Genomic DNA, 14,373 nt, shown 5'->3' on the forward strand with positions numbered 1-14,373 from the left:
TCAGCCCTCCGCAGGGTGCGGCGCCGACTGGTGGTGCACCTCGATGCGCCGCTTGCCGTGGTAGGCGGGCGCGGCCTCGGCGTGCACGTCGCCGACGACGTGGATGCGGATGTCGTTCGTCGATCCGGAGATGCCCGGCGGCATGCCCGAGATCACGACGACCTTCTTGCCGACCGGCACGAGCTGCTTGCCGATCAGCACGTCGTCGACCTGCGCGATCATGTCGTCGGTGTGCATCACGCGGTCGACGAGGTGCGTCTGCATGCCCCAGATCATCTGCATGCGCGACTCGACCTCGGGGTCGGGCGTGAAGCCGAACGTCGGGATCGCCGTGCGCAGCCGCGCCATGCGCCGCGCGGAGTCGCCGGACTCGGTGAAGACGACGATCGCCGCCGCCTCCACGAACTCGGCGACCTCGAGCGCGGCGAGCGTGATCGCGCCGCCCTGCGTGCGCGGCTTCGTGCCGAGCGGCGGAATGCGGCCGAGGCCGTGCTCCTCCGCCGCCGTGACGATGCGGGCCATCGTCTCGATCGTGGTGATCGCGTGCTTGCCGACGCTCGTCTCGCCCGAGAGCATCACCGCATCCGCCCCGTCGAAGATCGCGTTCGCGCAGTCGCTCGCCTCGGCGCGCGTCGGGCGGGGGTTCTCGATCATCGACTCGAGCACCTGGGTCGCCACGATGACGGGCTTCGCCCAGCGGCGCGAGAGCTCGATCGCGCGCTTCTGCACGAGCGGCACCTGCTCGAGCGGCAGCTCGACGCCGAGGTCGCCGCGCGCGACCATGATCGCGTCGAACGCGTCGATGATGTCGGGCAGGTTCTGCACCGCTTGCGGCTTCTCGATCTTCGCGACGACGGGGAGCCTGCGGCCCTCCTCGTCCATGATCGCGTGCACGCGCTCGATGTCCTTCGCGTCGCGCACGAACGAGAGCGCGATGATGTCGGCGCCGAGGTTCAGCGCCCAGCGCAGGTCGTCCTCGTCCTTCTCGCTCATCGCGGGCACGTTGACGGCGACGCCGGGCAGGTTGATGCCCTTGTTGCTGCTCACCGGTCCGCCGACCTCGACCTCGGTCACGACCTCGGTGTCGGTGACCTCGACCGCGCGCAGCACGATGCGCCCATCGTCGACGAGCAGCGGGTCGCCGGGGCTCACGTCCGCCGGGAGGCCCTTGAAGGTCGTGCCGGCGCGCCGGCCGTCGCCCTCGATCTCATCGGTGGTGATGGTGAACCGCTCGCCCTCGCGGAGCTCGAACGGTCCGCCGCGGATCTTGCCGAGGCGGATCTTCGGCCCCTGGAGGTCGACCAGGATGCCGACGGGCTTGCCGAGCTCGTCGGATGCCCTCCGGATGTTCGCGTACACCTCCTCGTGGACGCTGTGGTCACCGTGGCTCAGGTTCATGCGCGCGACATCGATGCCGGCCGCGATCGCGGCCTTCGTCATCTCATAGCCGGCGAGTGCCGGCCCGAACGTCGCGACGATCTTGGCTCGTCTCAAAGGTCTCTCGCTTCCGTGGCTCGTGCCGCCTGGGTGGGATCGGCGCGGACCCCTCCATCCTCTCAGAGGCCCGCGCGCGCGAGGCTCAGGCGATGGCGAAGGGCCGGTCGCTCGCCCGCACCGGCGCCGGCAGCGACGACTCCCCCTCGAGGTGGGCGTCGACGGCCGCGGCCGCGGCGCGGCCCTCGGCGATCGCCCACACGATGAGGGATGCGCCCCGTCCCGCGTCGCCGGCCACGAACACGCCGGGCACGTCGGTCGCGAAGTCGGGTGTGCGGACGGGCAGACCGCGCTCGAACGGGACGTCGAGCGCCTCGCCGATCGACGCATCCGCCCCCGTGAAGCCGAGCGCGAGCAGCACGAGGTCGGCGGGGATCTCGCGCTCGGTGCCGGCCTTCGGTCGGCGCACGCCGTCGACGACCTCGGTGTCGGCGACCTTGAGCGCGCGCACTTCGCCAGCGGCGTTCGCGAGCAGCTCGACGGTCGAGACGAGGTAGGCGCGCTCGCCGCCCTCCTCGTGGCTCGACTGCACCTCGAACAGGCTCGGGTGCACGGGCCACGGCTGGTGCTCGGGCCGCTCGCGCGGCGGCTGCACACCGATCGCGAGGTTCGTCACCGAGAGCGCGCCCTGGCGGTGCGCCGTGCCGATGCAGTCGGCACCGGTGTCGCCGCCGCCGAGGACGACGACGTGCTTGCCGCGCGCCGAGATCTGGTTGGCGGGCACCGTGCCGGCGACGGCGCGGTTCTGCTGCACGAGGTACTCCATGGCGAGGTGCACGCCGTCGAGGCCGCGGCCGGGGATGTCGAGCTCGCGAGCGACGGGCGCGCCGGTCGCGACGAGCACCGCGTCGAAGCGCTCGCGCAGCTCCTGCCAGCCGAGCTCGCGGCCGATCTCGACGCCGGCGCGGAAGCGCGTGCCCTCGGCCTGCATCTGCGCGAGGCGTGCCTCGAGCGTGCGCTTCTCGAGCTTGAAGTCGGGGATGCCGTAGCGCAGCAGGCCGCCGATGCGGTCGTCGCGCTCGTACACGACGACCGTGTGGCCCGCGCGCGTGAGCTGCTGCGCGGCCGCGAGCCCCGCGGGACCGGAGCCGACGACCGCGACGGTCTTGCCGGTGAGGCGCGCCGGCGGGTGCGGCTCGGTCCAGCCGTTCGCGAACGCCTCGTCGGCGATCGCCTGCTCGACCGACTTGATCGTCACGGCGGGCTGGTTGATGCCGAGCACGCACGACGACTCGCACGGCGCGGGGCACAAGCGCCCGGTGAGCTCGGGGAAGTTGTTCGTCGCGTGCAGCCGGTCGCTCGCCGCGCGGCCCTCGCCGCGCCACGTGAGGTCGTTCCACTCGGGGATGAGGTTGCCGAGCGGGCAGCCCTGGTGGCAGAAGGGCACGCCGCAGTCCATGCAGCGGCCCGCCTGCCGGCGCAGCACCGCCTTGTCGCCGGGCTCGCCGATCTCGCGCCAGTCGAGGATGCGGACGGGCACGGGGCGCTTCTTCGGGAGCTCGCGCTCCGTTACCTTCAGGAAGCCGCGCGGGTCAGCCACCGGTCACCTCCAGGATCTGCCGCCAGATGTTGTCGGAGTCCGGGTCGACGCCGTGGCGCTCGGCGTCGAGTCGGATGGTGCGCACGGCCGCCCAGTCGCGCGGCACGAGCTTCGAGACGCGCGCGAGGCCGTCGCCGAGCAGCCGCTCGGCGACCGCGGAGCCGGTGAGCTCGACGTGCCGGGCGAGGATGGCCCGCAGCTCGATCTCGTCCTCCTCGACGAGCGGCTCGACGCGCAGCTCGCCCTGGTGGAACGACTCCTGGTTGAGGCGGCGCTCGTCGAGGTCGAGCACGTACGCGACGCCGCCGGACATGCCGGCGCCGAGGTTGCGGCCCGTCGGCCCGAGGATCACCGCGGTGCCGCCCGTCATGTACTCGAGCGCGTGGTCGCCGACCCCTTCGCACACCGCCGTCGCGCCGGAGTTGCGCACGAGGAAGCGCTCGCCGACCACGCCGCGGAGGTAGAGCTCGCCGCTCGTCGCGCCGTAGCCGATGACGTTGCCGGCGATGACGTTGCGCTCGGCGACGAGCGCGGCCCCGGGCTCGGGCCGGACCGTGACGAGGCCGCCGGAGAGGCCCTTCCCGACGTAGTCGTTCGCATCGCCCTCGAGGTGCAGCGCGATGCCGCGCGGCACGAACGCGCCGAGCGACTGGCCCGCCGAGCCGCGCATCCGCAGCGTCACGCTCCCGGGCTCGAGCCCGGCGGCGCCAGCGTGCATCGTCACGGCGTTGCCGAGCATCGTGCCGACCGCCCGGTCGGTGTTGGCGATCTCGAGCTCGAGCTCGAGCCGCTCCCCCGCCTCGAGCGCCCGCTCGAGCTGCTCGAGCAAGCGCGAGTCGAGCTGCTGCTCGAGCTCGTGGTCCTGCTCGCTCGTGCGGCGCGGCGCGCCCTCGAGGCCGGCGGGCGTCGCGAGCACGGGCGCGAGGTCGAGGCCGTCGGCCTTCCAGTGCAGCACGGCGCGATCGACCTCGAGCAGGTCGCTGCGCCCGACGGCCTCGTCGAGGCTGCGGAGGCCGAGCGAGGCGAGCAGCTCGCGCACCTGCTGCGCGATGAACTCGAAGAACTGCACGACGAACTCCGGCTTGCCCGTGAATCGCTCGCGCAGCACCGGGTTCTGCGTCGCGACGCCGACGGGGCACGTGTCGAGGTGGCAGACGCGCATCATGATGCACCCCGAGACGACGAGCGGCGCGGTCGCGAAGCCGAACTCCTCCGCGCCGAGCAGCGCGCCGATCACGACGTCGCGCCCCGTCTTCAGCTGCCCGTCGACCTGCACGCTCACGCGCTCGCGCAAGCCGTTGACCATGAGCGTGTGCTGCGTCTCGGCGAGCCCGATCTCCCACGGCGTGCCCGCGTGCTTGAGCGAGTTCAGCGGGCTCGCACCCGTGCCGCCGTCGTGGCCGGAGACGAGCACGACGTCGGCCTTGGCCTTCACGACGCCAGCGGCGACCGCGCCGATGCCCGATTGCGACACGAGCTTGACGTGCACGCGAGCGCGCGGGTTGGCGCGCTTGAGGTCGAAGATGAGCTGCTTGAGGTCCTCGATCGAGTAGATGTCGTGGTGGGGCGGAGGCGAGATGAGGCCGACGCCCGGCGTCGCGTGCCGCGTGCTCGCGACCCACGGGTACACCTTGCCGGGCGGCAGCTGCCCGCCCTCGCCGGGCTTCGCGCCCTGCGCCATCTTGATCTGCAGGTCGTCGGCGTGCGAGAGGTACATGCTCGTGACGCCGAAGCGGCCGGAGGCGACCTGCTTGATCGCGCTGCGCCGCTCGGGGTCGAGCAGCCGGTCGAGGTCTTCGCCGCCCTCGCCGGTGTTCGACTTGGCGCCGAGCCGGTTCATCGCGATCGCGAGCGTCTCGTGCGCCTCCTCGGAGATCGAGCCGTAGCTCATCGCTCCGGTCGAGAAGCGCTTGACGATCTCGGCGACCGGCTCGACCTCGTCGATCGGGATGGGCTCGGCGGCCGGGCGGAGGGCGAGCAGGCCGCGGAGGGTCTGGAGCTGCTCCGCCTGCTCGTCGACGAGCCGCGTGTACTGCTCGAAGACGTCGAAGCGGCCCGTGCGGGTCGAGTGCTGCAGCTTGAAGACGGCCTCCGGGCTGAACAGGTGCGGGGCGCCGTCGCGGCGCCACTGGTACTCGCCGCCCGTCGCGAGCCGCTCGTGCGCGAGCGGGGCGCGCTCGTCGGGGTAGGCCGACCGGTGTCGGAGCCGGTTCTCCTCGGCGATGACGTCGAGCCCGACGCCGCCGAGCGGCGAGTGGGTGCCGACGAAGAAGCGGTCGACGAGCTCTTGCGAGAGGCCGACGGCCTCGAACGCCTGCGCGCCGCCGTAAGCGCCGACGGTCGAGATGCCCATCTTCGACATGATCTTGATCACGCCCTTGCCGAGCGCCTTGATGAGGTTGCGCACGGCGGTGTCGACGTCGGCGCCGAGCTGGCCCGTGAGCGCGAGCTGCTCGGCCGTCTCCATCGCGAGGTAGGGGTTGACGGCGCTCGCGCCGTAGCCGATCAGGAGCGCGACGTGGTGCACCTCGCGCACGTCGCCGGCCTCGACCACGATCCCGGCGCGCATGCGAGTGGATGCGGCGATGAGGTGGTGGTGGACGGCGCTCGTCATGAGCAGGGTCGGGATGGGCGCGAGCTGGTCGGTCGAGTCGCGGTCGGAGAGCACGATGAACTGCGCGCCGTCGGCGATCGCCTCGTCGACCTCGCGGCAGAGCTCCTCGAGGCGCCGCTCCATCGCCTCGGGACCGCCGTCGACCCGGTAGAGCCCCTTCACGACGACCGTGCGGCGCGAACCGGGCGTGCGGTCGATCGAGCGGATCTTCGCGAGCTGGTCGTTGTCGATCACCGGGAAGTCGAGGATGATCTGGCTCGCGTGCGAGGGCGTCGCGGTGAGGAGGTTGCGCACCGGGCCGAGCCCCATCGAGGTGCTCGTCACGATCGACTCCCGCAGGCTGTCGAGCGGCGGGTTCGTCACTTGTGCGAAGGCCTGCGCGAAGTAGTCGAACAGCAGCCGCGGCCGCTTCGCGAGCACGGCGATGGGCGTGTCGCTGCCCATCGCGCCGAGCGGCTCGGCGCCCGTCTTCGCCATCGGCCCGATGAGCAGCCGCACCTCCTCCTCGGTGTAGCCGAAGGTGCGCTGGCGACGCGTGACCGACGCGGCCGTGTGCGCGACGTGCTCGCGCTCGGGGAGGTCGGCGAGGTGGATGCGGCTCGAGTCGAGCCACTCGCCCCACGGCTCCATCGCCGCGAGCTCGGCCTTGACCTCCTCGTCGGGCACGAAGCGGCCCGCCTCGGTGTCGACGAGGAAGAGCCGGCCCGGCTGCAGCCGGCCGCGGCGCACGACTCGCTCGGGCGCGATCGGCAGCACGCCCGTCTCGCTCGCGAGCACGAAGAGCCCGTCGTCGGTCTCGAGCCAGCGGCCCGGGCGCAGCCCGTTGCGGTCGAGGGTCGCGCCGACGAGCGAGCCGTCGGTGAAGGCGATCGCGGCCGGGCCGTCCCACGGCTCCATGAGCAGCGAGTGGTACTCGGCGAAGTCGCGCAGCTCCTGCGGCATGTCCGGCTGGTTCTCCCACGCCTGCGGCACCATCATCATGAGCGCGTGCGGGAGCGACCTGCCCGCGAGCGTCAGCAGCTCGAGCACCTCGTCGAACGAGGCGGAGTCGCTCATCCCCGGGGTGATGATGGGCCGCACGGGCCGCAGGTCGCCGAGCAGCTCGGACGCGAGCTGCGACTCGCGCGCGCGCATCCAGTTGCGGTTGCCCTCGACGGTGTTGATCTCGCCGTTGTGGGCGATCATCCGCAGCGGCTGCGCGAGCGGCCACGACGGGAAGGTGTTCGTCGAGTAGCGCGAGTGCACGATCGCGAGCCGCGTCTCGAAGCGGGGGTCGGAGAGGTCGGGGTAGAACGGCTCGAGCTGGAGCGTCGTGACCATGCCCTTGTACGTGATCGTGCGGCTCGAGAGCGACGGGAGGTACTCCCCCAGCTCGCGCTCGATGCGCTTGCGCAGCCGCCACGTGAGCCGGTCGAGCTCGATGCCCGACACCGGCGAGCCCGCCGCGGCGACGAAGAGCTGCTCGATCTTGGGGCAAGCGGCGCGCGCGAGCTTGCCGAGCGCGTCGGGCACGGTGGGCACCTCGCGCCAGCCGAGCACCGTGAGGCGCTCCTGCCCGGCGATCTCGCGGATGCCGTCCCGGACCCGGGCGCGCTCGCGCTCGTCGAGCGGGAGGAACGCGAGGCCCGCGGCATAGGTGCCCGCCTCGGGGAGCGGGAAGGGCGCGACCTCGCGCAGGAACGCATCCGGCAACTGCGTGAGGATGCCCGCGCCGTCGCCCGTGCCGGCGTCGGAGCCGACCGCGCCGCGGTGCTCGAGGTTGCGCAGCGCGTCGAGCGCGAGCGCGACGATGTCGTGCCCGGGCGTGCCGCGCGTGGTGGCGACCATGGCGAGGCCGCACGAGTCCTTCTCATGGCGCGGGTCGTACATCCCGGCCTTCGCCGGCACCGCCATGCCCTGGAAGCCCGAGGAAATGGGCTCGCTGACTGATCGCATGCTGCTCCTGCTCTCGCGATCGGGAGCGGGACGCCGTCGGCCCGCCGCGCGCTGGGAGCGCGCAGTCCTACTGGTGTGCTGCCGCGGGTTCTGCGGCTGGGGCCGCCTCGTCCTGGGTGCGGGACTCGGGGGTCTCGGTGTAGACGTCAGAATCTAGCACCTGATCGGCGCCGGGCTCGCGTCCGGGCTGCCACGGGGACGGTTCGAGGCCCGGGTGGCGGCGCGACTGCACCACCCACACGACGACGCCGACGACGATCGCGAGGAACGCCATCCAGACGTTCGTGCGGATGCCGAGGAAGAGCTCGGAGGGGTCGACGCGGATCGTCTCGAAGACCGAGCGGCCGACGCCGTACCAGATGAGGTAGAGCGCGATGAGGCGGCCCCACTGGATGTCGCGCTTGCGGTCGAGCCACAGCAGCAGCGCGGCGCCGAGCACGTTCCAGATGATCTCGTACGCGAAGGTCGGGTGGAAGAGCACGCCCTCGGGGAGCCCGACGGGGTAGGCGGGGTTCGTCGCCTCGATCTCGAGGCCCCACGGCAGCGACGTCGGCTGGCCGAAGAGCTCGTGGTTGAACCAGTTGCCGAGCCGGCCGAAGGCCTGCGCGAGCAGCAGGCCCGGCGCGAGCGCGTCGGCGAACGTCGAGAAGCGCAGGCCCGTCTGGCGGCAGCCGATCCACACGCCGATCGCGCCGCCGATGAGGGCGCCGAAGATCGCGATGCCGCCCTCCCAGATGTAGAGCGCCGAGAGCGGGTCGCGACCGGGGCCGAAGTAGTCGTCCGGATGCGTGATGACGTGGAAGGCGCGAGCGGCGACGATGCCGAGCAGCACGGCCCAGACGGCGACGTCGATGACGTAGCCCGCCTCGACGCCGCGCTGGTGCAGGCGCCAGCCGGTGAGCACCGCCGCGACGATGATGCCGGCGAGGATGCACAGCGCGTAGGTCTGGATGCCCCACGAGGGGCCGACCATGCGCAGCACCCACGAGATGAGGAGCGCGAAGGCGAGCGAGGCGACGACCGTCCACGCCGCGTCGCGACGCGTGAGGCGGCCGGTGACGAGCATCCCGACGAGCGCGAGGATCGCGAGCACGACGCCGAGCACGATGCCGAAGACGACCGCGCCGGTCATGGAGCCCTGGACGAGGCCGAGGACACCGATCGCGTCGAGCCACTGGCCCACCGGCACCTGCTGCCACTCGGGCGCGGGACTCGGGATGCTCTGGAAGACGGTCACGCGGTCGCGCCCTTTCGTTCGGTCGGTGCGAGTGTACCTTCGGCGAGCGAGGCGGCGAGCGCGCGCACGGCGGGGACGCCGCCCTCGTCGAGCGCGCGGACGAGCGCGGAGCCGACGATCGCGCCGTCGGCGTACTCGAGCACGTCCCGCACCTGCTCAGCGGTCGAGATGCCGAGGCCGACGCACCGCAGCGCCTCGCCGCCCGTCACCGCGGCGCGCTCGGCGATGCGCTCGGAGAGCGCGCGAGCTGCCCGGTCGACGTCGGTGCGCGCGCCCGTCGTGCCCATCGTCGAGACGGTGTAGACGAAGCCGCGCGAGGCCGAGATCGCGGCGTCGAGCCGCGCGTCGGACGACGAGGGCGCCGCGAGGAAGATGCGGTCGAGCCCGTGCCGCTCGGCGGCCGCGAGCCACTCCGCGGCGTTCTCGGGCGTGAGGTCGGGCGTGATGAGGCCTGCGCCGCCGGCGGCGGCGAGGCGCTCGGCGAAGCGGTCGACGCCGTAGCGCAGCACCGGGTTCCAGTACGTCATGACGAGCACGGGCGCGCTCGTGCGCGCGGTGATCGCCTCGACGCCGAAGAAGAGCTCGTCGAGCCGGAAGCCGCGGTCGAGCACGGCCTGCGTCGCCGACTGGATGACGGGGCCGTCCATCGCGGGATCGGAGTAGGGCACGCCGAGCTCGATCGCGGTGCAGCCGGCCTCGGCGATCGCGACGGCCGCCTCGACGCTCGTCGCGAGGTCGGGGAAGCCGACCGGCAGGTAGCCGATGAGCGCGCGCTCGCCGGTCGCGCGGATGGCGTCGGCGGTCGAGATCCGGGTCATGCCTGCCCCGCGTCCTCGTCGAGCAGGCCGAACCAGCGGCCCGCGGTCGCGACGTCCTTGTCGCCGCGCCCCGAGAGCGAGACGAGCAGCGTCGAGCCGGGCGACTCCTGGGCGAGCCGCATCGCGCCCGCGATCGCGTGCGCCGACTCGATGGCCGGGATGATGCCCTCGGCGCGCGTGAGCGCGAGGAACGCATCCATCGCCTCCGCATCGCTCACCGGCTGGTACTCGGCGCGGCCGAGGTCGTGGAGCCACGCGTGCTCGGGACCGACGCCGGGGTAGTCGAGACCGGCCGAGATCGAGTGCGACTCGAGCGTCTGGCCGTCGTCGTCCTGCAGCAGGTAGGTGCGCATGCCGTGCAGCAGGCCCGGCGCGCCGCGCTCGATCGAGAGCGCGTGGCGCTCGGTGGTCGGGCCGTCGCCCGCGGCCTCGAGGCCGATGAGGCGCACGCCCGGGTCGTCGAGGAAGGCGTGGAAGATGCCCATCGCGTTCGAGCCGCCCCCGACGCACGCGAGCACGGCGTCGGGCAGGGCGCCGGTGAGCGCGATCGTCTGCTCGCGCGCCTCCTCGCCGATCGCGCGGTGGAAGTCGCGCACCATCTCGGGGAACGGGTGGGGACCGGCGACGGTGCCCATGAGGTAGTGCGTCGAGTCGACGTTCGCGACCCAGTCGCGCAAGCCCTCGTTGATCGCGTCCTTGAGCGTGCGGGAGCCGGTCTTGACGGGCACGACCTGCGCGCCGAGCAGCCGCATGCGGGCGACGTTGAGCGCTTGCCGCTCGGTGTCGACCTCGCCCATGTAGACGACGCACTCCATGCCGAACAGCGCCGCGGCGGTCGCGGTCGCGACGCCGTGCTGGCCCGCGCCCGTCTCGGCGATGAGGCGCGACTTGCCGAGGCGGCGGGCGACGAGCGCCTGGCCGAGCACGTTGTTGATCTTGTGGCTGCCGGTGTGGTTGAGGTCCTCGCGCTTGAGCAGGATGCGCGCGCCGGCGATCTCGGAGAGCCGCTTCGCCTCGGTGAGCATCGAGGGGCGACCGGTGTAGCCGCGCGAGAGCGCGGCGAACTCGGCCTGGAACTCCGGGTCGCGCTTGCACTCCTCGTAGCACGCGGCGAGCTCGTCGATCGCGGCCATGAGCGGCTCGGGCATGAACACGCCCCCGAACTCGCCGAACCACGGCCCGTGCTGCTCCCGCAGCGCCGTCTGGTGCTCCGTCATGCGGCCCTCCCGAACTCTCGGACGCGCGACGCGGGGTCGCCGTCGGTGACGAGCGCCTCGCCGACGAGCACGGCATCCGCGCCGTCCTGCCGGTAGCGCGCGACGTCGGCGGCCGAGCGCACGCCCGACTCGGCGACCGCGACGGTGCCGGCCGGGATGCGCTCGCGCAGCTCGGCGAAGCGCTCGGGGTGCATCGTGAACGTCTTGAGGTCGCGCGTGTTGACCCCGAGGATGCGCGCATCGGCCTCGAGGGCGGCGTCGATCTCGCGCTCGTCGTGCACCTCGACGAGCACCGAGAGCCCGAGCCCCGTGGCGAAGCGGTGCAGCCGCACGAGCCGCGCGGGCTCGAGCGCGGCGACGATGAGCAGCGCGATGTCGGCGCCGAACGCGCGCGCCTCGAGCAGCTGGTACTCGTCGGCGATGAAGTCCTTGCGCAGCACGGGCACCGAGACGGCCTCGCGCACGGCGCGCAGGTCGTCGAGGCTGCCGAGGAAGCGCCGCTCCTCGGTGAGCACGCTGATCGCGCTCGCCCCGCCGGCCGCGTAGCTCGCGGCGAGGGCGGCGGGCTCGGGGATGTCGGCGAGCGGTCCCTTCGACGGGCTCGCGCGCTTCACCTCGGCGATGATGTGCGGTCCGGGCGAGTCGGCCTTCGGCGTGCTGAGGATGGATGCGGCGTCGAGGGGCGTGCGCGACCGCAGCGCGATCGCCTCCAGGCGATCGGCCGGCAGCTGCTCGCGCCGCCGGGCAGCGTCCTCGAGCGCGCCCGCGGTGAGCGCGTCGAGCACGCTCAGTGGTCCTTCACCCCGAAGCCGGCCTTCGCGAGGATGGGCCAGAGCAGGAAGCCGATGACGAGCAGGCCGGCGCTCGCCCACACGAGCGCGGGCATGTCGAGGAAGAAGAAGAGCGTGCCGAGCGTGACCGCGAGGATCATGACGATGACGCTCGTCCACGCGGCGCGCGAGTTGCCGTGGCCGGGGTCGACGAACGACGCCTCGTACTCCGCGATCCCGTGATCAGCTGCGTGCTGATCGCTGATGCCCTTGCGTGCGCTCACGATGCTCCTTGGTCGGTCTTCCGGGCGCGCTCGCGCGCCCGCACCCCTCGAGTCTATCGAGTCGGGTCCTCGCCGTCGTCCATGACGTCCCACGCGAGGCCCGTGCCGCGCTCGTAGCGCTCGGCGCGGCGCGCGCGCTCGGGCCAGCGGCGGGCGGTCACGAGCGCGACGAGCCCGCCGGCGATCGCGGCGAGGCCGGCCGCGGCCCCGACGATCGGCCACGGTCCCTCGGCGAGGCTCGCGATCTCGGCGGCCTGCGCCGTGCCGGCGAGGCCCGTCGCGTCGGCGACGACGGCCTCGACCGCTGCCGGGATCCCGGCTCGCGAGGCGAGCGCGTGCACCGCGGTCAGCGCGCCGAGCAGCACGGCGAGCACGCCGAGCGCGAAGCGCCAAGCGAGGCTCGAGATGGGCAGCACGAGCGCGAGCGCCACGATCGCGAGCGAGAGGATCGAGAGGCCGCCCGCGAGGTCCTGGCCCGGGACGGCGAGCTCGCGGCCGTCGACGAGCGCCGCGCTCGCCCACGGCTGCGTCGCGGCGAGCAGCCCGAGCGCGCCCGCCGCGAGCAGCGCGAGCACCGCGACGAGCCGGCCGCGCCTCACGCGCCGAGCCCTCGCATCGTGCTCGCGACCGCCACGGCGCGCAGCGGCGCGGCCGCCTTGCTCCGCACCTCCTGGAGCTCGCTCTCCGGGTCGCTGTCGGCGACGAGCCCGGCGCCCGACTGCACGTGCGCGACGCCGTCGCGCATCGTCACCGTGCGGATCGCGATCGCGAGGTCGGCGTCGCCGGCGAAGTCGAGCCAGCCGACCACGCCGCCGTACACGCCGCGCTGCGCGGGCTCGAGCTCGTCGATGATCTCGAGCGCGCGCGGCTTCGGCGCTCCCGAGAGCGTGCCGGCGGGGAAGGTCGCGCGGAACGCGTCGAGCGCGCTCGCGTCGTCGCGCATCCGCCCCTCGACCGTCGAGACGATGTGCATGATGTGGCTGAAGCGCTCGATCGCCATGAGCTCGGTGACCGCGACGGTGCCGGGCACGCACACCTTCGCGAGGTCGTTGCGCGCGAGGTCGACGAGCATGACGTGCTCGCTGCGCTCCTTCGGGTCGGCGAGCAGCTCGTCGCCGAGGTCGCGGTCGGCGGCGGCGTCGGCGCCGCGCGGGCGGCTGCCGGCGATCGGATGCATCGTCGCGCGCCCCTCGTGGACGGTCACGAGGGCCTCGGGGCTCGACCCGACGACGGCGTACGAGCCGCCATCGGCGTCCTCGAGCGCGAGCAGGTAGAGGTAGGGCGAGGGGTTGAGCATGCGCAGCACGCGGTAGACCTCGAGCGGGTCGGCCGAGGTCTCCAGGTCGAAGCGCGCCGAGAGCACGACCTGGAAGACGTCGCCGTCGACGATGTGGCGCTTCGAGCGCTCGACCATCGCGCGGAACGCCTCGGCGTCGACGCGCGCGCTCGGGGCCGGCTCGGCGTCCCGGTCGATCGCGGCGACCGAGCCGGGCTCGACGCGGGCGAGGGCGGCCTCGAGCGCGTCGAGCCGGGACTGCGCGTCGAGCCACAGCGCATCCGGCCCGTCCACCCCGTCGTTGACGACGTTCGCGACGAGGTGGGCGGCGCCGGTGCGGTGGTCGAGCACGACGAGCGTCGCCGTGAGCGCCATCGCGATCGCGGGCACGTCGACGTCGCGCTCCGGGGCGTCGGGGAGGTGCTCGAGCTCGCGCACGGCCTCCCAGCCGATGTGGCCGATCATGCCGCTCGTGAGGCGAGGGAGCCCCTCGATGCGGGGCGTCGCCCAGCGGCGCAGCACGTGCTCGATCGTGTCGAGGCCGCTGCGCTCCACGTCGTCGCCGAGCAGCCGCTCGGCGCTCAGCGAGGCGGAGCGCCACTCGACGCGGCCGCGATCGGAGGTCAGGAGGCCGAACGCCTCGACGCCGACGAACGAGTAGCGGTTCCAGACGCCCTGCTCGGCCGACTCGAGCAGGAACGAGCCGGGTCGTCCGGCGGCGACGCGGCGGTAGACGCCGACCGGCGTCTCGGCGTCGAGGAAGACCTCGCGCACGACCGGCACGATGCGGTGGTCGGGCAGGAGCGCGTCGAACGCCTCGCGGGTCGTGGAGCCGAGGGTCACGACTGCGCCTCGACGGTCACGGGCACCGGCGTGAAGAAGCACGACCGCTCGCCCGTGTGGCACGCGGGGCCCGACTGGTCGACGCGGATGAGGAGCGCGTCGCCGTCGCAGTCGATCGCGATCGAGCGCGGCACCTGGATGTTGCCGGAGGTGTCGCCCTTCCGCCAGTACTCCTGCCGGGAGCGCGACCAGAACGTCACGCGGCCCTCGGTCGCCGTGCGGCGGAGCGCCTCGTCGTCCATGTAGCCGACCATGAGCACGTCGCCCGTCGCGTCGTCCTGGACGACGGCTGCGACGAGCCCGTCGGCGTCCTTCTTGAGCTCCGGCAGCTCGCTCATCGCACCG

General features: G+C 73.1%; 11 protein-coding genes. All 11 read right to left on the minus strand.

The window, feature by feature from the left end; translation table 11 throughout:
* The 11 genes from pyk to hisI all read right to left on the minus strand — a co-directional run bounded on the left by pyk (position 1) and on the right by hisI (position 14,366).
* Entirely contained in the window at positions 1-1,494 is a 1,494-nt protein-coding gene (gene pyk, locus ACP7BI_RS11085) for a pyruvate kinase (RefSeq protein WP_425846184.1), read from the minus strand.
* 85 nt (positions 1,495-1,579) lie between these two features.
* Positions 1,580-3,034 (minus strand): glutamate synthase subunit beta, encoded by a 1,455-nt coding sequence (locus tag ACP7BI_RS11090; protein WP_425846186.1) that lies wholly within the window; start codon positions 3,032-3,034, stop codon positions 1,580-1,582.
* Positions 3,027-7,583, minus strand: a complete 4,557-nt coding sequence (gene gltB / locus ACP7BI_RS11095) for a glutamate synthase large subunit (protein ID WP_425846189.1) — start codon at positions 7,581-7,583, stop codon at positions 3,027-3,029. Before gltB ends, ACP7BI_RS11090 begins: the two co-directional genes overlap by 8 nt.
* A gap of 67 nt (positions 7,584-7,650) precedes the next feature.
* Positions 7,651-8,556, minus strand: a complete 906-nt coding sequence (gene lgt, locus ACP7BI_RS11100; protein ID WP_425846335.1) for a prolipoprotein diacylglyceryl transferase — start codon at positions 8,554-8,556, stop codon at positions 7,651-7,653.
* A 260-nt stretch (positions 8,557-8,816) separates the two neighbouring features.
* On the minus strand, positions 8,817-9,638 hold the full coding sequence (gene trpA / locus ACP7BI_RS11105) for a tryptophan synthase subunit alpha (protein WP_425846191.1): 822 nt from the start codon (positions 9,636-9,638) through the stop codon (positions 8,817-8,819).
* Positions 9,635-10,855 carry a tryptophan synthase subunit beta gene (trpB, locus tag ACP7BI_RS11110; RefSeq protein ID WP_425846194.1) on the minus strand — a complete coding sequence of 407 codons (1,221 nt, stop codon included), beginning with the start codon at positions 10,853-10,855 and terminating at the stop codon, positions 9,635-9,637. Before trpB ends, trpA begins: the two co-directional genes overlap by 4 nt.
* Complete coding sequence (gene trpC / locus ACP7BI_RS11115) at positions 10,852-11,640, minus strand: indole-3-glycerol phosphate synthase TrpC (protein WP_425846195.1); 789 nt, start codon at positions 11,638-11,640, stop codon at positions 10,852-10,854. Before trpC ends, trpB begins: the two co-directional genes overlap by 4 nt.
* A gap of 2 nt (positions 11,641-11,642) precedes the next feature.
* On the minus strand, positions 11,643-11,861 hold the full coding sequence (locus tag ACP7BI_RS11120; protein ID WP_425846338.1) for a DUF6704 family protein: 219 nt from the start codon (positions 11,859-11,861) through the stop codon (positions 11,643-11,645).
* A gap of 101 nt (positions 11,862-11,962) precedes the next feature.
* Entirely contained in the window at positions 11,963-12,508 is a 546-nt protein-coding gene (locus ACP7BI_RS11125; RefSeq protein ID WP_425846197.1) for a Trp biosynthesis-associated membrane protein, read from the minus strand.
* A complete protein-coding gene (locus ACP7BI_RS11130; protein ID WP_425846198.1) occupies positions 12,505-14,028 on the minus strand; it encodes an anthranilate synthase component I in 1,524 nt (507 codons plus the stop codon). The genes ACP7BI_RS11125 and ACP7BI_RS11130 overlap by 4 nt, the downstream gene beginning before the upstream one ends.
* Positions 14,025-14,366, minus strand: a complete 342-nt coding sequence (gene hisI / locus ACP7BI_RS11135; protein WP_425846200.1) for a phosphoribosyl-AMP cyclohydrolase — start codon at positions 14,364-14,366, stop codon at positions 14,025-14,027. Before hisI ends, ACP7BI_RS11130 begins: the two co-directional genes overlap by 4 nt.
* Positions 14,367-14,373 lie beyond the last annotated feature (7 nt).

The sequence above is a fragment of the Agrococcus sp. TSP3-2-1 genome (assembly GCF_049897585.1).
Taxonomy (GTDB): Bacteria; Actinomycetota; Actinomycetes; order Actinomycetales; family Microbacteriaceae; genus Agrococcus.